General features: G+C 73.7%; 18 protein-coding genes. 8 read left to right on the top strand and 10 right to left on the bottom strand.

Going from position 1 to position 16,624, the window contains the following annotated elements; translation table 11 throughout:
• Window positions 1–89 precede the first annotated feature (89 nt).
• On the bottom strand, window positions 90–680 hold the full coding sequence (locus tag ACGF07_RS12940) for an XRE family transcriptional regulator (protein WP_350736346.1): 591 nt from the start codon (window positions 678–680) through the stop codon (window positions 90–92).
• A gap of 152 nt (window positions 681–832) precedes the next feature.
• Between ACGF07_RS12940 and ACGF07_RS12935 the strand changes: the two genes are divergently transcribed.
• From ACGF07_RS12935 to ACGF07_RS12905, 7 genes are all read left to right on the top strand, one after another.
• The gene (locus tag ACGF07_RS12935) at window positions 833–1,657 is read left to right on the top strand and encodes an AzlC family ABC transporter permease (RefSeq protein ID WP_392897940.1); all 825 of its coding nucleotides are present in this window, start codon (window positions 833–835) and stop codon (window positions 1,655–1,657) included.
• Window positions 1,657–1,965 (top strand): AzlD domain-containing protein, encoded by a 309-nt coding sequence (locus ACGF07_RS12930; RefSeq protein ID WP_392898252.1) that lies wholly within the window; start codon window positions 1,657–1,659, stop codon window positions 1,963–1,965. Before ACGF07_RS12935 ends, ACGF07_RS12930 begins: the two co-directional genes overlap by 1 nt.
• A gap of 126 nt (window positions 1,966–2,091) precedes the next feature.
• The gene (locus ACGF07_RS12925) at window positions 2,092–3,279 is read left to right on the top strand and encodes an acyl-CoA dehydrogenase family protein (protein ID WP_350736354.1); all 1,188 of its coding nucleotides are present in this window, start codon (window positions 2,092–2,094) and stop codon (window positions 3,277–3,279) included.
• A 73-nt stretch (window positions 3,280–3,352) separates the two neighbouring features.
• On the top strand, window positions 3,353–3,727 hold the full coding sequence (locus ACGF07_RS12920) for a hypothetical protein (protein WP_392897936.1): 375 nt from the start codon (window positions 3,353–3,355) through the stop codon (window positions 3,725–3,727).
• A 240-nt stretch (window positions 3,728–3,967) separates the two neighbouring features.
• Window positions 3,968–4,846 (top strand): alkaline phosphatase family protein, encoded by an 879-nt coding sequence (locus ACGF07_RS12915; RefSeq protein ID WP_392897933.1) that lies wholly within the window; start codon window positions 3,968–3,970, stop codon window positions 4,844–4,846.
• A 363-nt stretch (window positions 4,847–5,209) separates the two neighbouring features.
• A complete protein-coding gene (locus tag ACGF07_RS12910; RefSeq protein ID WP_392897930.1) occupies window positions 5,210–5,692 on the top strand; it encodes a hypothetical protein in 483 nt (160 codons plus the stop codon).
• A 323-nt stretch (window positions 5,693–6,015) separates the two neighbouring features.
• Window positions 6,016–7,353: a multidrug effflux MFS transporter gene (locus tag ACGF07_RS12905; RefSeq protein WP_392897927.1), complete on the top strand. Its 1,338-nt coding sequence runs from the start codon at window positions 6,016–6,018 to the stop codon at window positions 7,351–7,353.
• Between the two features lie 66 nt (window positions 7,354–7,419).
• Here the strand turns inward: ACGF07_RS12905 and ACGF07_RS12900 are convergent, their stop codons facing one another.
• From ACGF07_RS12900 to ACGF07_RS12860, 9 genes are all read right to left on the bottom strand, one after another.
• On the bottom strand, window positions 7,420–9,165 hold the full coding sequence (locus ACGF07_RS12900; protein ID WP_392897924.1) for a glycosyl hydrolase family 18 protein: 1,746 nt from the start codon (window positions 9,163–9,165) through the stop codon (window positions 7,420–7,422).
• A 461-nt stretch (window positions 9,166–9,626) separates the two neighbouring features.
• Window positions 9,627–10,217: a hypothetical protein gene (locus ACGF07_RS12895; RefSeq protein WP_392897921.1), complete on the bottom strand. Its 591-nt coding sequence runs from the start codon at window positions 10,215–10,217 to the stop codon at window positions 9,627–9,629.
• Between the two features lie 88 nt (window positions 10,218–10,305).
• On the bottom strand, window positions 10,306–11,250 hold the full coding sequence (locus tag ACGF07_RS12890; RefSeq protein ID WP_392897918.1) for an ABC transporter substrate-binding protein: 945 nt from the start codon (window positions 11,248–11,250) through the stop codon (window positions 10,306–10,308).
• A gap of 49 nt (window positions 11,251–11,299) precedes the next feature.
• Window positions 11,300–11,977 (bottom strand): ABC transporter permease, encoded by a 678-nt coding sequence (locus ACGF07_RS12885; RefSeq protein ID WP_350736379.1) that lies wholly within the window; start codon window positions 11,975–11,977, stop codon window positions 11,300–11,302.
• Window positions 11,974–12,642, bottom strand: coding sequence for an ABC transporter permease (locus ACGF07_RS12880; protein ID WP_350736382.1), 669 nt, complete (start codon window positions 12,640–12,642; stop codon window positions 11,974–11,976). The genes ACGF07_RS12885 and ACGF07_RS12880 overlap by 4 nt, the downstream gene beginning before the upstream one ends.
• Window positions 12,632–13,726: an ABC transporter ATP-binding protein gene (locus ACGF07_RS12875; RefSeq protein ID WP_392897913.1), complete on the bottom strand. Its 1,095-nt coding sequence runs from the start codon at window positions 13,724–13,726 to the stop codon at window positions 12,632–12,634. The genes ACGF07_RS12880 and ACGF07_RS12875 overlap by 11 nt, the downstream gene beginning before the upstream one ends.
• 439 nt (window positions 13,727–14,165) lie before the next feature.
• Window positions 14,166–14,552, bottom strand: a complete 387-nt coding sequence (locus tag ACGF07_RS12870; RefSeq protein ID WP_350736387.1) for a rhodanese-like domain-containing protein — start codon at window positions 14,550–14,552, stop codon at window positions 14,166–14,168.
• A complete protein-coding gene (locus ACGF07_RS12865; RefSeq protein ID WP_392897910.1) occupies window positions 14,546–15,061 on the bottom strand; it encodes a cysteine dioxygenase in 516 nt (171 codons plus the stop codon). The genes ACGF07_RS12870 and ACGF07_RS12865 overlap by 7 nt, the downstream gene beginning before the upstream one ends.
• A 233-nt stretch (window positions 15,062–15,294) precedes the next feature.
• On the bottom strand, window positions 15,295–15,372 hold the full coding sequence (locus ACGF07_RS12860; RefSeq protein WP_350736542.1) for a putative leader peptide: 78 nt from the start codon (window positions 15,370–15,372) through the stop codon (window positions 15,295–15,297).
• Between the two features lie 405 nt (window positions 15,373–15,777).
• Between ACGF07_RS12860 and ACGF07_RS12855 the strand changes: the two genes are divergently transcribed.
• Window positions 15,778–16,620 carry a nitrilase-related carbon-nitrogen hydrolase gene (locus tag ACGF07_RS12855; protein WP_350736393.1) on the top strand — a complete coding sequence of 281 codons (843 nt, stop codon included), beginning with the start codon at window positions 15,778–15,780 and terminating at the stop codon, window positions 16,618–16,620.
• Window positions 16,621–16,624 lie beyond the last annotated feature (4 nt).

Here is a 16,624-nt window from a genome sequence, read left to right as displayed (position 1 = left end):
GGCCCCCCGGACCGGGCGGGGCGCGCCCCCGAACCGGGCGGCGCGATGGTGCTAGGCGCAGCCCCGGGCCGTCCCGGGCCGGCCGACGGTCAGATGTGCTCCATCACGATCACCGCGAGGGTGTCCGGGTCGAGCGCGCGGAACACGTGCGGGGCGTCGCCCGGGTAGCTGATGTAGTCGCCCGGGCCCAGTTCGACCGGCGCCTCGGCCGGGCCGACCAGGGCCCGGCCCGAGCCGATCATCACGTGCTCGACGGTGCCGGGCATGTGGGGGTCGGAGGCCCGGGTCTCGCCCGGCTGGGCCTCGATCCGGTAGATGTCGCGCCGGGCGTTCGGCGGGCAGGAGGCCAGTACGGTCGCCGCGTAGTTGGCCTGCTCGGAGTGGGTGACCGGGCCCTCCCCGGCCCGGAGCACCTTGACGGTCGGGCGCGGCGGGTCGACGAGCCGGCTGAACGGCACGTTGAGCGCGACCCCGAGCGCCCACAGCGTCTCCACGCTGGGGTTGCCCGCGCCGGACTCCAGCTGCGACAGCGTCGACTTGGCGATGCCCGCGCGCCGGGCCAGCTCGGTCATCGACAGCCCGCTGCGTTCGCGTTCGCGCCGGATGGAGGCGGCGATCTGGCCGATCAGCTCCGTGCCGGACCCGTTGACGCCCGCGGGCTGGGCGGTCTGGTCACTCATGCTCGCCACTCACGCTTTCTTCCGGCTCCCTCGGATGCGGTGGTTGGTGCCGTTCATGCTGCCACGGTCGGCCGCGAGCGCCCCGACCGTTCGTCTTGTCGTCCGGTTCGTTCGCCTTGACGAACGGCGCTGCGGGGTTCACCCTGTTGTACATGCGTTCGCTAGTCCGAACAGTGGAGCGTGCCACGCTTCGTGACATCGCTCTCGTCTGTCTCGCCGACGCCCTGGTCGGCGCCTCCTTCGGCGCGATCAGCATCTCCGGTGGCCTGCCCATCTGGGTGCCGATCGCGCTCTCCGTCCTCGTCTTCGCGGGCGGCTCGCAGTTCGCGGCCGTCGGCGTGGTGCTGTCCGGCGGCGGCGCGCTCGCGGCCGTCGCCACCGGGCTGGTGCTCAACGCCCGGATGCTGCCGTTCGGGTTCGCCGTCGGCGATGTCCTCCGAGGCCCGTGGTGGCAGCGGCTGTTGGGCGCGCACCTGCTCACCGACGAGACCGCCGCGTTCGCGCTCCAGCAGCACGAGCCGCGCCGGCGCCGGGCGGTCTACTGGATCTGCGGCGTCGGACTGTTCGTGGTGTGGAACCTCGCGGTGGCGCTCGGGGCGCTCGCGGGCGGGCTGATCGGGGACACGGACGCGGTGGGCCTGGACGCGGCCTTCCCGGCGGTGCTGCTCGCGCTGGTGCTGCCCTCGCTCACCGACCGCCGGACCCGTACGGCGGCGCTGGTGGGCGCGGTCGTGGCCGTCGGGGCGACTCCGTACCTGCCGGCCGGGCTGCCGGTGCTGCTGGCGCTGGTCGGGCTGCTGTTCGCCGGGCGGCCGGGAGCGGGGGACGCGTCCTCGGGGGCCGCCGGGACCACCGGGACGTCTGCCGAGGGTGCCGGGGGTGCCGCGACGGCCGACACTGCCACGGCGGCCGACAGTGCCACGGCGGCCGGGGGTGCCGTGACGGCCGTCGGGGCCGCGAAGGGAGAGGTCCGATGATGCCGCTCTACGCCATCCTGCTGCTCGCGGCCGGGACGTACGCCTACCGGATCGCCGGGCCGCTCCTCGGGCACCGGCTGGCCCTGTCCGAGCGGCTGCGGCACCTGCTGGCCGTCGCGGCGGCGGTGTTGCTGGTCGCCCTGGTGGCGACCGGCGCGCTGACCCAGGGCCACGGCTTCGCCGGGTGGGCGCGGCCGGCGGGCGTCCTGGTCGCCGGGGTGCTCGCCTGGCGCCGGGCCCCGTTCCCGGTGGTGGTCGTCGCGGGCGCCGCCACCGCCGCGCTGCTGCGGCTGTGCGGCGTGGCGTGAGGCCGGGCTGGACCTGCCCGGGCGCACCCCGGCCCGTGTCGTCTTCCTCACGCCTTCGCGGCCGCCCGAGGTCGGGCCGGTTGCGGGATACTCCCCGGTATCCCGCTGAGAGTACAAGGAGCTTCAATGACGAAGCCGCCCCGGATCGACCCGTCCGACCTGCTCGCCGTCGGTGACCTCCTCTCCGACGAGGAGCGGCTGATCCGTGACACCGTCCGCGCGTTCACCGAGGACCGGATCCGCCCGCACATCGGCGACTGGTTCGAGCGCGGCGTCTTCCCGGCCCGTGAACTCGCCCCCGAACTCGGTGCCCTCGGCGTGCTCGGCATGCACCTCGACGGCTACGGGTGCGCGGGCGCCGGCGCCGTGGCCTACGGGGTCGCGTGCATGGAACTGGAGGCGGCCGACTCGGGGCTGCGCAGCTTCGTCTCCGTCCAGGGCTCGCTGGCGATGCGCTCGATCCACGCCTTCGGCTCCGAGGAGCAGAAGCAGCGCTGGCTGCCCGGCATGGCGGCCGGCGAACTGATCGGCTGCTTCGGCCTCACCGAGCCCGACTTCGGCTCGGACCCGGCCAACATGCGCACCCGGGCCGTCCGGAAGGGCGGCCCGAACGGCGACTGGGTGCTGTCCGGCAGCAAGATGTGGATCACCAACGGCAGCATCGCCGACGTCGCCGTGGTGTGGGCGCAGACCGAGGAGGGCGTGCGCGGCTTCCTCGTCGAGCGCGGCACCCGCGGCCTGACCGCCACCGACGTGCACGGCAAGCTCTCCCTGCGGGCCTCGGTCACCAGCGAGCTCGCCTTCGACGAGGTGGTGCTGCCCGCCGACGCCGTCCTGCCCGGGGTCACCGGACTTCGCGGACCGCTCTCCTCCCTCAACGAGGCCCGCTACGGCATCCTCTGGGGCACCGTCGGCGCCGCCCGCGACTGCTACACCGCCGCCCTCGACTACGCCAGGACCCGGATCCAGTTCGACCGCCCGATCGCCGGGTTCCAGCTCACCCAGCAGAAGCTGGTCGAGATGATGCTCGAGGTCGAGAAGGCCTACCTGGTGGCCCTGCGGATCGGCCGGCTGAAGGAGGACGGTGCGGCCCGCCCGCCGCACATCAGCTTCGGCAAGCTGAACAACGTCCGCACCGCCCTGGAGGTCGCCCGCAGCGCCCGGACCGTCCTCGGCGCGAACGGTATCACGACCGAGTACCCGGTGCTGCGGCACGCCAACAACCTGGAGTCGGTGCTCACCTACGAGGGCACCAGCGAGATCCACACCCTGGTCCTCGGCGAGGCCATCACGGGCGAGTCGGCCTACCGCTGACGGCCCCGCAGGCCCGCGGCGACCAGCGGAAACCCGGTGGCCGGGCCCCGTCGGCCCGGCTACCGTTCCCGCCATGAACGGCCAGGACACCCCGACGCCCCCGACCACCACCCTCTGGCGCCCCACCGGCCCCGAGGAGCTGGCGCTGGTCGAGGCCGCCGACTGGCGCGCCTGGCCGCCCCGGCTGCCCGAGCAGCCGATCTTCTATCCCGTCCTCAACGAGGACTACGCGATCCGGATCGCCCGCGACTGGAACGTGCCCGCCTCCGGTGCCGGTTACGCCACGCGCTTCAGGGTCGAGAGCGACTTCCTCGCCCGCTACCCCGTGCAACGGGCGGGCGGTCGGACGATCCTCGAGCTCTGGGTCCCGGCGGAGGAGTTGGCGGAGTTCAACCGGCACATCGTCGGCCGGATCGAAGTCGTCCACGAGTTCCGGCCACAGGCCTGAACGACGGGTGCGGTCACGGGGGAGGGGGAGGGGGAGGGGGGGCGCCTGGGCGCCGCGGTGGCGGAGCACCGGAGCACCGGGGGCCCTCCGGCGGCGGCCTTCCGGCTTCCCGACACCTCCCGGACACCTGCTGTTCGATGCGACGATGCCGGGCGGTACGGCAGGCCGTGAAGCATGGCGCGGTCGGCGGCGCCCTCGGCGGGCGCGGCCGGGCGTGCACGACCGAAAGGAAGCCCCACCATGTCCGCAGCCCCGTGGCCCCGTCCCCGCGTGCTGGTCGTCGGGATCGACGGAGTCCGCCACGACTACCTGGCCGAGGTGGCGATGCCGCGGCTCCAGGAGGTCGCCGAGGCCGGATTCCTGGTGCCGGTGACCGTCGCGGACACCACGCCCACCATGTCCGGGCCCTGCTGGGCCACCATCGTGACCGGCGTCGAGCCCGCCAAGCACGGCGTCTGGGGCAACCACCTGGCCGGCAACCGGCTCGACGTCTTCCCCGACTTCGCGACCCGCCTGAACCGCGGCGACCGCCGCCGCACCTTCGTCGCGGCCGGCTGGGACCCGCTGATGATCAACGAGTCCGGCGGTCCGCTGTTCCGCGCTCCCGGCAGGCTCTCGTACGTCGCCCCGGCCGAGGACACCCCCGAGGCCTGGGAGGCCGTCGACGAGGAGGTCACCCGGGAGGCCGTGCACGTCCTCTCCACCGCCGACCCCGAGGCCTCCTTCGTCTACCTCGGCGCCGTCGACGAGACCGCCCACTTCCTCGGCTGCGGCGAGGAGTACCGCGCCTCCATGCGCACCGCCGACGAGCGCCTCGGCCGGCTGCTCGACGCCGTCCGCGGCCGGTCCACCCACGCCGAGGAGCAGTGGACCGTCATCGTCGTCACCGACCACGGACACGTCGACGCCGGCGGCCACGGCGGCCGCAGCGGCGAGGAGCGGACCGCCTGGATCGCCTGCGCCGGGCACGGCATCCCGGCCGGGCCGCCCACCGGGGAGATCCGCCACCCCGACGTCGCCGCCCAGGTGTACGCCTCCCTGCTGCGCCCCATCGATCCGCACTGGACCCTCGACGGGCGGCCCTTCCCGGTGGCCCGGCCGGTGCCCGCGCTGTCCTGACCTGTCGCCGCGCCGTCCGGCGGGTCGGTCCGGTGGGTCCGTCCGGTGGAGCTGCTTCGAAGGTGGCGCCTGCTCCGAGTGCAGCAGGCGGGGCTGCGGCGGGCGCGCGATGGGGTCAGGCTCGATCGCGAGCCCGAGCGGCCAACCAGGGGCAGGGCGGCCGGACGTACGCCTGAAGGTGGAGACGCTACCCCGTGGGTCGGAGTCGAGGCCACGACCTCGTGGTGACGATCCGAAGGTGCCGCCCGGGCCACGATAGGGACACCCGGACGGCGGACAGCTCCGCGGGACGGGTCCGGCGGGGCCGGTGACGGCCCGCCGGAAACCGACACATCGGCACCGGACACGAGAGGGCAGTCGGACATGAAGGGCATCGTGAGCAAGGTCGCGCTGGGAGTCGCGGGTACCGGCATGGCCGTCGCCGTGGCGGCCGTGGCAGTCGGCCCGCGCGTGTCCGAGTGGTGGGACGGGCGGCACCAGGAGCAGGCCTCGTACGAGAGCGGCTCCCAGGCCAAGGCCGACCGCCGCTCGATGCCGTCCTGGCTGCCGGACAACGCCTCCTCGGTGAAGTACCTGATGTCCACCACGGGCGACGACCGCCTGCTGCGCGCCACCCTCCCCGACGGCCGACTGCCCGCCGGCTGCACCGCCGGAGCGCCGGGGAAGGGGCCGCACCCGATCCCGGTCTCGCTCAGGGCCGGCTGGTTCCCGGAGGACGTCGCGGCCAAGGTGTCCGGCACCTGCGGGCACTACGACGTGACCCTCACCGGCAACCAGCTCTTCGCGTGGCAGGACGGCGCGGCCCTGCAGGCGGCCCTGCGGGCCGAGCGCGTCGCCAAGGACTGAGGCCGCCGGCCGGACGCCGACCCCGGATCAGCCGTCCCGGCCGGGCGTGAAGCGGCCCGCCGGGCACCGGAAGGTGCGGGCGGGCCGTCGTCGTGCGCGCGGCAGCAGGCGTGGCGTACGTCAGCAGGCGCGGCGCGCGGCGCAGGCGGTGGGGATCGCGGTAGGAGGCGCGCCGCGCGAACCGGGTGGCGCGGACCACGGGCGGGTGGCCGTCGGCCGCCGGGAGGAGCGACCCGGGCACGCCCCCGCCGTCGTCTTTCCGGCCGGACTGCGATAGGACGGATCGCGAACGAATCCCCGTCATCGCGTCCCCGAGGAGAGCCATGCCAGGACCGACCGTCGGCCCCGGCGGCGACACGTCGACCGCTCCCGCAGCCCCGCCCGGAACCTCCTCCGTCATCGGCCGGGCCGCTGCCGGCCGGGCGACGATCGCGGTCCTGGGCGGCCTCGCCGCCCTCGGCCCGCTCACCACCGACCTCTACCTCCCCGGCCTGCCCGCGATCGCCGAGGACCTGACGGCCGAACCCGCGGCCGTCCAACTCACCCTCACCTCCTCGATGTTCGGGGTCGCGGCCGGCCAGCTCCTGTTCGGTCCGCTCAGCGACCGCTTCGGGCGCCGCCCGCCGCTGCTCGTGGGACTGGTCGTCTACACGGTGTCGAGCGTGGTGTGCGTGCTCGCGCCGGACCTGGCGGTGCTGATCGCCGCCCGCTTCGTCCAGGGCGCGGCGGGCTCGGCGGGGCTGGTCATCGGGCGGGCCGTCGCCCGGGACCGCTTCCAGGGCGTGGCGATGCTGCGCTTCCTCGCCTCGATCGCGCTGATATCCGGACTGGCGCCGATCCTCGCCCCGATCATCGGTGCCCAGCTGATGCGCTTCACCTCGTGGCGCGGCACCTTCGGCGCGCTGACGGCCCTCGGCCTGCTGCTCGCCCTGGCCGCGTTCGGCGCGCTGCGCGAGACGCTGCCGCCGCAGGCCCGGGACGGCGGCGGGGTGGGCGCGGCGTTGCGGACCATCGGGCGGCTGCTGCGCCGACTGCCCTTCCTGGGGCTGGCGTTGACCAGTTCGCTGTCCTTCGGCGCGCTGTTCGGCTACATCAGCGGGTCGTCGACGGTGCTGCAGCAGGTGTACCAGGTCTCGCCGCAGACCTACAGCCTGCTGTTCGGGATGAACTCGCTGTCGATCGTCGTCGTGACCCAGCTGAACGGGCGGGTGCTGGCCGCGCGGTTCACGGCGCGGGCGCTGATGCTGGGCGGCCTTGCCGTGGTGCTGGCGGCGGGGGTGGCGCTGGTCCTGCTGACGGGCGTGTGGGACCTCGGGCTGGTCGGGTTCTGCGTGCCGCTCTTCGTGCTGATGGGCGGTCTCGGGGTGGTCCTGCCGAACGCGGCGGCCCAGGCGTTGAGCCTGGTCGAGCCGCGGGTCGCGGGGACGGCCTCGGCGCTGCTGGGGACCGGCAACTTCCTGTGCGGCGCGCTGGTCGCACCGCTGAGCAGTCTCGGCGGACGGCCGTCGGCGGTGCTGCTGGCGGTGGTGGTGCTTGCGTGCGGGGTGCTGGCGCTGCTGGCGTACGTGACGCTGTGCCTGTGCCGGACGGCGACGGCGACGACCACGGCGGGCGCCGGACGCCGGACGGGCGGCGGGGCAGGGGGAACGGCGAACGGGTGACGGCTGACAGGCCTTGAGACCCGCCAGCCGTCACCCGTGGCAACTCCCGCTGCCCGGCCTCGACCGTCAGGCGACCGAGAAGTCGTCCCCGTAGACGCTGCCCTGCCCGTACCAGCCGTGCAGGTACACCGTCACGGTGCCGGAGGCGCCGGTGGTGAACGGCACGGACAGCTTGGTCCAGCCGGAAGACCCCGGGGTCCAGGTGCTGGCGGTGGCGCCGCCGCTGACGCCGATGTAGGCGTAGCTGCCCTGCACCCAGCCGCTCAGGGTGTAGCTGGTGTTGGGCTTCAGCGTCACGCTCTGCCCGCACTCACCGGTCTGGCTCGCGCCGGCCGCGGCCTGGAGGGCGTGGGAGCCGGCGTGGACCGGGCTGGAGACCACGCCCCCGCCGCTCTGGCAGGTCCAGGGCGCCAGGCTGCCGGTCTCCAGGTCCCCGTTGACCAGGCCGGTGGACGGGGCGGTCCCGGTCACGGTCAGCGAGTAGCTCGTGCTGTGGCTGCCGGAGGGCCCGGTGGCGGTCACGGTCAGCGGGTAGGTGCCCGGCGCGGCCGCGGAGGTGGTGGAGACGGTGAGCGTGGCGCTGCCGCCCGCGGTGACGCTGCCGGGGCTGACCCCGGCCGTGACGCCCGACGGGGTGCCGCTCACCGAGAGGCTCAGGCTCTGCGCCGAACCGGCCGTCACCGCCGTCGAGATGCTCGCGGAGGTGGACGAACCGGCCTTGACCGTGCCCGAGCCGGGGTTCACCGCGACCGAGAAGTCGTTGGTCGTGGTCGAGCCGCTGGTGAAGGGCGCGAAGGTGTGGGTGAAGTCCCAGGTGTTCTGGCTGATGCCGGAGCAGGAGTCGTCGCCGCCCTTGCCCGGACACCCGCCGTTGTCGCGCTGGAGCGCCCAGAAGGACAGCGTGTTGATGCCCTTCGACACCGCCCAGTTGTAGACCGTGGCGGCGTTCGCCACCGTGAAGGTCTCGGCCGCGCCGTAGTCGTCGATGCCGACCATCTCGGTGATCCCGATCGAACCCCACAGCTGCGCCGGGGTCTTGGACGGGTAGAGCTTGGCGAGCTGGTTGTACAGGCCCTGCGCGGAGGTCTGGGTGTCGGCCGCCATGTCGTGGGTGGCGCCGTCGTAGTAGTCGAAGGTCATCATGTTGACGACGTCGATCCGCGCGTTGTTGCTGACCGCGTTCCTCAGCACCGCGAGACCGTTGTCGGCCAGACCGCTGGTGGTGGTCGGCAGCGTGTACGAGAACTGGACGGTGCGGCCCTTGGTCGCGGCCCAGTCCTGCACCAGCTTGATGGCCTTGTTCCGGCGGTCGATCCCGGCGGTGTTGGTCAGCGAGTTGTCCTCGATGTCGAGGTCGATCCGGCTGATGTCGTAGGTGGTCACGAGGTTCTCGTAGGCGGCCGCGATCTGGTTGACGTCGGTGCAGCTGTCGGCCAGCTCGGTGCCGGTGTTGTCGGCGGTGTAGCCGCCGAAGGAGGGGATGACGTCCCCGCCGTTGGCCCGGATGGCGGCGATGTCGGAGCCGAAGGTCGAGGAGGAGACCGGCATCGAGGTGTCGCCGTTCCAGTACGGCGTGCAGGAGCCCTTGGTGGCGGCCTGAAGGAAGGCCATGGTCAGGTACTTGGCGCCGGACTGCGAGGCCAGCGTGGCGGGGCTCTGGCCCGTCCAGGCCTCGAAGTAGGGGGCGAACACCCGGCTGGGGAGCGGGGTGGCGGCCTGGGCGCTGCCCGTTCCGGCGGCGACCAGTCCGGCCGAGGCGGCCAGGGTGGCACAGGCCGTCAGCGCGGCCTGGACGGTTCTGCGTAGACGCATGGGTCCTCCAACAGGCGTGGTGGGGCAGGGCGTTGGGGAAATCGGGCGCGGTCGGGGCGTCGGCGGCCGTGTGGGGTCGGCCGGGCGGGCCCCGGTCCGGCTCTCGGTGCGGACACGGGGGTGTACGGGTGCCCGCCACTCGCGCGGAGGCGGGCGACGGTGCGCACGTGCGCACGCCGTACGCGGCGGGGGCGGAGCGGGGCAGGGCGGTGCCTCAGCCGCCGGTGGACACACCCCCACAGTGCATTCCGGTCGGATCGACATGCATATGGTTGGACTAGACCATAGGTCTGTCAAGAGACCTAACTGTTCGTCAGCATACGGCCCGGGCCGGCGAAGGCGGCGGACGAGCCGGAAAACGCCGGTGGCCGCGCACCCGGCGGGCGGGGCGCGGCCACGGCTGCCCGGCGCTCAGGACGCCGGGCGGTTCCAGGGGCTGGGCGGTTCTGGGGCGAAAGCTCCTACCGCGGCGACGGGCAGAGGGTGGCGCGCAGCGCGTCGTTGATCTTCGCGGCGGTGTCGGGGCCGAAACCCTGCGGGTGGTCGGGCGAGGTGAAGTTCCGATCGGCCAGTTCGACCAGCTTCGCGGTGTCCTTGGGGAACTGGTACATCGACTGGCACTGCTTGCGCGCCTGTTCCACCGCCTGGTCGGGCTTGCCGCCGACGATCGCCGGGTCGATCGCGTTCAGTGCCGCCACGACCTTGCCGGTGGCGTCGGCGTCCGGCTTGGGGGGCAGCCCGGCGTCGGCGGGCGGCGCGGGCTTGGCCGGGGCCGAGGCGTCCGGGCCGGGCGCGGAGGCGCCGGGCGGGGAGCCGGCGGGCGCTCCGGTGGTACCGTCCGCGGCGCCGGTCCCCGACGGTGCGGGGGCTGCGGGGGTCGAGCCGGGCGAGGCGGGCGAGCCGCTCGAGGCGGCGGCCGCGGCGGCGGAGGTGGGGGAACCGGCCGCGGTGGTGGCTTTGTCCGAGCCTGCGCCCGATCCCGAGCTGGAGCAGGCAGCGAGGCTCACCGCGGCGAGTGCCGTGAGGGTGGCGGCGAGGAGACGAGTGCGCATGGGCGCCACACTGTCATGTTCGCGGCGCCGAAGGGAAGGCCCGCCGCCCGGCCGGGGGCGGCGGGCCCTGCCCGCGCGTCCCGTCGGATCAGGCGAGCCCGTTGGCCTTCAGCCAGTCCTCGGCCACCGTCGACGGGTCCTCCTTGTCGACCGCGACCCGCTTCATCAGCGCCGTCAGTCCGGCGGTGTCCAGCTTGGCCGACACCGCGTTCAGCGCCGCCGTCGCGGTGGCGTCCACACCCGCCTTGTTGACCAGCGGGGTGACGTTCTGCGCCCCGAAGACGTTCTTCGGGTCGGTCAGCGGGACGAGCTTGTACTGGACGATCTTCGGGTCGGTGGTGAACACGTTGCCGACCTGGACGCCGCCGTCCTTGAGCGCGTTCGCCGTGGTGTCGGCGGTGGGCTTCCACTCCTTGAAGGTCAGCCCGTAGACGTCCTTGAACTGCTGCTCGCGGCGGGACTTGAACTCCGGCGGGCCGCCGATGGTGAACTCCCCGGCCTTGGCGGCGAGGTCGGAGATGCTCTTGAGGTTGTACTTGTCGGCGGTCTCCTGGGTGACGCTGAGCGAGTCCTTGTCCTCGGCGGGGGAGGAGTCGAGGATGCCCAGCGAGGCGGGCAGCGCCTTGGTCAGTGCCGCGTTCACGTCCTGGGTGGTGACGGCGGTGGCCCGGGAGTCCAGGTAGGCGAGCAGCGCTCCGTTGTACTCGGGCAGGACGGTCAGGTTGCCGCTCTGCAGCTGGCCGTAGAGCACCTCGCGGCTGCCGATGTTGAACTTCTCCTGGACCTTGACGCCCTTGGCCTTGAGCGCCCGCGAGTAGATCGAGCCGAGCAGGACGTTCTCCGGGAAGTTCGCCGAGCCGACCACGACCGTCGAGCCGGAGCCGCCACCGGCCCCGGTGGCCCCGGCGCCCGCCGCGGAGCTCGAACCGCCGCCGAGCGGGTTGCTGCTGCTGGAGGAGGAGCCGCAGGCCGTGGCGCCCAGGGCGAGCGCGGCGAGGGTGGCGAGGAGGACGGCGCGCCGGCCTCTCTTCATCGTCGACATGGTGACAGTTGTCCTTCCGGAGCGGATGGGGAGGAGGGCCTCAACGGGCCTGGCGTTGGGCGCGCACCCCGGGCGGGAGCGCGAACCGGGCCAGCAGGGCGAAGAACAGCTGGGCGCCGACCGCCAGCAGCACCACCAGCAGGGCGCCGCCCACGGTCACCGCGTACTGGCGGGTGGCCAGGCCGTCGATCACGTAGCGGCCGAGGCCGCCGAGGCCGACATAGGCGGCCACCGTGGCGGTCGCGATCACCTGGACGGTCGCCGTGCGGAAGCCCGCGAGCAGGGTCGGCGCCCCCGAGGGCAGGCAGACCTGGAAGAGCACCTGCGGGTGGGTCAGCCCGATGCCGCGTGCGGCGTCCCGGACGTCCGGATCGGTGCCCCGCACGCCCTCGACGGCCGCCACCAGCAGCGGTGGGGCGGCGAGCGCCACCAGCGGGACCAGCACGGCGGTGTCGCCGACCCCGGCGAGCAGCACCGCCAGCGTCACCAGGCCGAGCGTGGGCAGCGCACGGGCGGCGCCGGCCAGCGCGGTGACGGCGGTGACGCCGCGTCCGGTGTAGCCGATCAGCAGACCGAGCGGCACCGCCAGCAGGGCGGCGAAGAGCAGGGCCTCGCCGGAGAGCAGCAGGTGCTCGCTCACCCGGTGCACGATCGAGTCCGGGCCGCTGCGGCGGTCCGGGGCGGAGAAGAAGTCGCTCAGCCAGTCGAGCCAGTTCACGAGCCCGCCCCCTTCTCCCGGACGGCCCACGGCGCGAGCAGCCGCCGCGCGGCCACCAGCAGCAGGTCGACGGCCAGCGCGAGCACGGCGATCAACACGATGCCCGCCACGATCGGGGTCGGGAAGGTCCGCTGGAAGCCGTCGATGAACAGGTAGCCGAGGCCGCCGCGCCCGACCAGCGCGCCGACGCTGGCCAGCGAGATGCTGGACACCGCGGCGACCCGCAGCCCGGCGATCAGGTACGGCGTGGCGGCCGGCAGTTCGACCGCGGTCAGCCGGTGCCACGGCCCGTAGCCCATCGCGGTGGCCGCCTGCCGGACGGCCTCGGGCACGGCGCGCAGCCCGTCCACGGTGGTCGGCAGCAGCACGGCGAGGGCGTAGAAGGTGAGCGGGATCATCACGGTGGCCTGGGTGGCGAGCCCGGTGTACGGGATCAGCACCACGAACACGGCCAGCGAGGGGAGTGCGTAGACGATGTTGAAGACGGCGGAGAGCGGCTGGTACAGCCGGGGGAACCGGGCGCAGGCCAGACCGAGCGGGACGGCCAGCAGCAGGCCGATCAGGACGGGCACCAGGGCGATCAGGGCGTGGTCGGCGAGCAGGTGCCCGAGGTAGCCGAGGTGGTCGCCGATCCAGTACCAGCGGACGATCGGTTCATCGTCCACCGTCGGCTCCGTCCGTCCCGATGTCCTTCCGGGCGGTGCCCTCGGGCCGGTCGGCGGGGGCGAGCGCGGCGAGGATCGCCTCGCGGTTCGCGGTGCCCACCGCCCGGCCCTCGGCGTCCAGCGCCACCGCGACCCCGGCCGGTGAGAGCACGGCGGCGTCCAGGGCGGTGCGCAGCGTGTCGCGGTCCGGGTGGTAGGCGGCCACCGGCTGCAGGCCGGCGGTGACGGCGCCGCGGTCGATCCAGCCGATCGGGCGGAGCTCGTCGTCCAGGGTCAACTCCCAGCCGTCGTACCGGACGGCCTCGCCCAGCGGGCGCAGCCGGACGCCGCTCGCGGGGCGCAGCCCCAGACCGCGCAGACCGCGGTCGCGGCCGAGGAAGGCGGCGACGCCGTCGTCGGCGGGGGCGGTGAGCAGGGTGTGCGGGTCGGCCAGCTGGGCGATCCGGCCGTGCTCGCGCAGCACCACGACCTGGTCGCCGAGCCGGACGGCCTCCTCGATGTCGTGGGTCACGAACAGCACCGTCTTGTGCAGTTCGGACTGCAGCCGCAGCAGTTCCTCCTGGAGCCCGGCCCGCACCACCGGGTCGACCGCGCTGAACGGCTCGTCCATCAGCAGCACCGGCGGGTCGGCGGCCAGCGCGCGGGCCACGCCGACCCGTTGCTGCTGGCCCCCGGAGAGCTGGAACGGATAGCGCTTGGCGGTCTCCGGGGCGAGCCCGACCAGTTCGAGCAGTTCCGCGGCCCGGGCGCGGGCCTTCTTGCGGTCCCAGCCGAGGAGGTAGGGGACGGTGGCGATGTTGTCGATCACCTTGCGGTGCGGGAAGAGCCCGGCCTGCTGGATCACGTACCCGATGCCGCGGCGCAGCTTGGCGGGCTCCAGGCCGGCGACGTCGGCACCGTCCAGCAGGACCCGGCCCGAGGTGGGCTCGATCATCCGGTTGACCATGCGCAGCAGCGTGGTCTTGCCGCAGCCGGACGGTCCGACCAGGACGGTTATCCGACCGGTGGGGACCTCCAGGTCCAGGCCCTCGACGGCGATGGTGCCGTCGGGGTGGCGCTTGCCGGCGCCGTCGAATCTGATCACGGGGTGTTTCCTCGTCAGGGCGCCCCGGGGTGGCGGCGTCTGTGTCGTTCGGTCGTTCGGTCTGTGTCGTTCGGTCGGGCCGTGTGCTCGGGCCGAGGGTCGGGCTGGTCGGTCGGGGTCGTACGGTCGGGTCGTCCGGTTGGCGGCGGCTCCGACCGCCCGGGCGTTCTTCCGCCCGCGTGGCTGCCCAGCTTCAGACCGGCGGAAACTCTGATCAGACTATGACCTGCGTCATCTCCTGTCCGTGATTTACCGTACGGCACACGCCGTCGAGCCCGGGTCGGCCTCGGCCCGGCACCGGATCCAGCCCGGATCGAGCCGTTCTCCGCCGCGCCGACGGTCAGTCAGTTCACCTCGGGGCGAGCGTCGCGACGGGTTGCCGATCCGCTCGGCCGCACCCGGGTCCCCGACGGCCGCCCGCCCCGGCAGCCGCCGGCCCTCAGCCGCCGGGGCGGGTCGGCAGTCCGGCGGCCGCCCAGCCGACGAAGCCGCCGTCCAGGTCGGTCGCCCGGAGCAGCCCCAGCTCGCGCAGCGAGGCGGCGGCCAGGCTGGAGGCGTAGCCCTCGGAGCAGACCACGATCACCTCGATGTCGTAACCCGTGGCCTCGGGGATGCGGTGACTGCCCGTCGGGTCGAGCCGCCACTCCAGGACGTTTCGCTCGATGACCAGCGAGCCGGGGATCTCGCCCTCGGCCGCCCGCTGCGCCGCGGGGCGGATGTCCACCAGCAGCGCGCCCCGCAACTGCGCCTGGTGCGCCTCCCGGGCCTGCGGGCGGTGGACGCCCTCCCGGGCCCGTGCCACCAGGTCGTCGATCGTGGTCACCACTGCTCCGGTCCTTCCTGCGAGGTGCGGACGAGCCCGCCGGCCCGCAGATCGTAGTGCGCCATGGAGCTGAGCGGGGGCGAGTAGGCGTGCAGGGTGACGGCCGGTCCGGAGGCGGTGTTGCGGACGTCGTGCACGTACTCCGGGCCGAAGGCGCGGGCCGTGCCGGCCGGGACCCGGCGGATCAGCAGGCCCTGGTCCGGGCCGCCGAGGGACAGCTCCTCCAACTCGCCGAGGGCGACGGTGAACGCGCCGCGCGAGCCGCCGTGGTCGTGGAAGCCGGTGAACTGCCCGGGCAGCCAGCTGATCAGCCACACCTCGTGGTCGGCCTCCGCCACCAGGCGCCGGTACCAGCGCTCCTCGGTGGAGAGCCGGACCAGGTGGATCCACTGCTCGGGCTGCTCGGCCAGCTCGCGGACGATGCCGCGCAGGGCCCGCGGGCTCAGCGGGTCGTCGGTGGGCGGTGTCCCGGTGGCGGGGGCCGGGGTCTCGGGGGCGAGGGGCAGGCTCATGGGGCGTCCTCGGGTGCGGCGGGAACGTCGGCGGGGTGCGCCCGGTCCGCGGCGGTGGTGGCGGGTGCCGGTGGCGGTGCGGCCCGGCCGGGGCGGGTCGGCGGTGCCACCCGGCACCACCGGGCACGGCGCGCGGTTGCCGTCGGGCGGGCGGGAGTCAGAACTGCGGGTACGGGTGCGCGGCGCGGGCCCTGGCGGACGTCACAGGGCGGGACCGGCGGGAAGGGGCAGGGTCAACAGGCACAGATGGAACTCGCCTGGCGTCGCAGGTCGACGTGCAGGCGGCAGACCAGAGTGGTGCCCGATTCCATGCACCGGATCCTTTCCGAGCACGTCGGAGGAAGTCAAGCCGGGACACCGGCTTGTTGCAGCCCGTTCATCCTCGGCCCGGCGGCCGGCGTCCGGCGGCGCGGCCCGGCCGCCGTCGCTCGGGCGAGCAGGGAGCGCCGCCCATGAGTGAGAAGCGCACCAGCGGGGTAGATGAGCCTTTCATCCCACCCACGACCGCCCGCGTGTCCGCGTAACGAGATCGCCCCAGACGCGTTACCGCCGACGTATTGTCAGGCCACCGAAGCCCGGCCTACCGTCGACAGACCGCTTTCTACGCACGTAGACCGGCTGTGGTCCCGCGCGGGGCCGCAGGTGAGACCCGCCCCGTCAACCCTCAGACCGCGGGCCCGGCCCTCCGGCCGGACCGCGCAGTTGCGGAGGTACCCATGTCGCAGATCGTCCGTGCCGCGCTCGTCCAGACCCGCTGGACCGGCGACCAGGAGAGCATGATCGCACTCCACGAGCGGTACGCCCGCGAGGCCGCCGCCCAGGGCGCGAAGATCATCGGCTTCCAGGAGGTCTTCAACTCCCCGTACTTCTGTCAGGTGCAGGAGCCCGAGCACTACCGCTGGGCCGAGGCCGTCCCCGACGGCCCGACCGTGCGCCGGATGCGGGACCTCGCCCGTGAACTCGGCCTGGTCGTCGTGGTGCCGATCTACGAGGAGGAGCAGACCGGCGTCTACTACAACACCGCCGCCGTGATCGACGCGGACGGGAGCTACCTCGGCAAGTACCGCAAGCACCACATCCCGCAGGTCAAGGGCTTCTGGGAGAAGTACTACTTCAAGCCCGGCAACCTCGGCTGGCCCGTCTTCGACACCGCCGTCGGCAAGGTCGGCGTCTACATCTGCTACGACCGCCACTTCCCCGAGGGCTGGCGCGCCCTGGGCCTGGCCGGCGCGCAGATCGTCTACAACCCCTCCGCCACCAGCCGCGGCCTCTCCGCCTACCTGTGGCAGCTCGAACAGCCCGCCGCCGCCGTCGCCAACGAGTACTTCGTCGCCGCCATCAACCGCGTCGGCACCGAGGAGTACGGCGACAACGACTTCTACGGCACGTCCTACTTCGTCGACCCGCGCGGCCAGTTCGTCGGCGACGTCGCCTCCGACAAGGAGGAGGAACTCGTCGTCCGCGACCTCGACCTCGACCTGATCGAACAGGTCCGCCAACAGTGGCAGTTCTACCGCGACCGCCGCCCCGACGCCTACGGACCGCTCGCCGAGGCCTGAGGAG

Origin of the sequence: Kitasatospora sp. NPDC048194, assembly GCF_043202455.1 — a bacterium.
Lineage (GTDB): Bacteria > Actinomycetota > Actinomycetes > Streptomycetales > Streptomycetaceae > Kitasatospora.
Note: the sequence above shows the minus strand (reverse complement) of the source record. Positions and strands in the feature narration are given on the sequence as shown.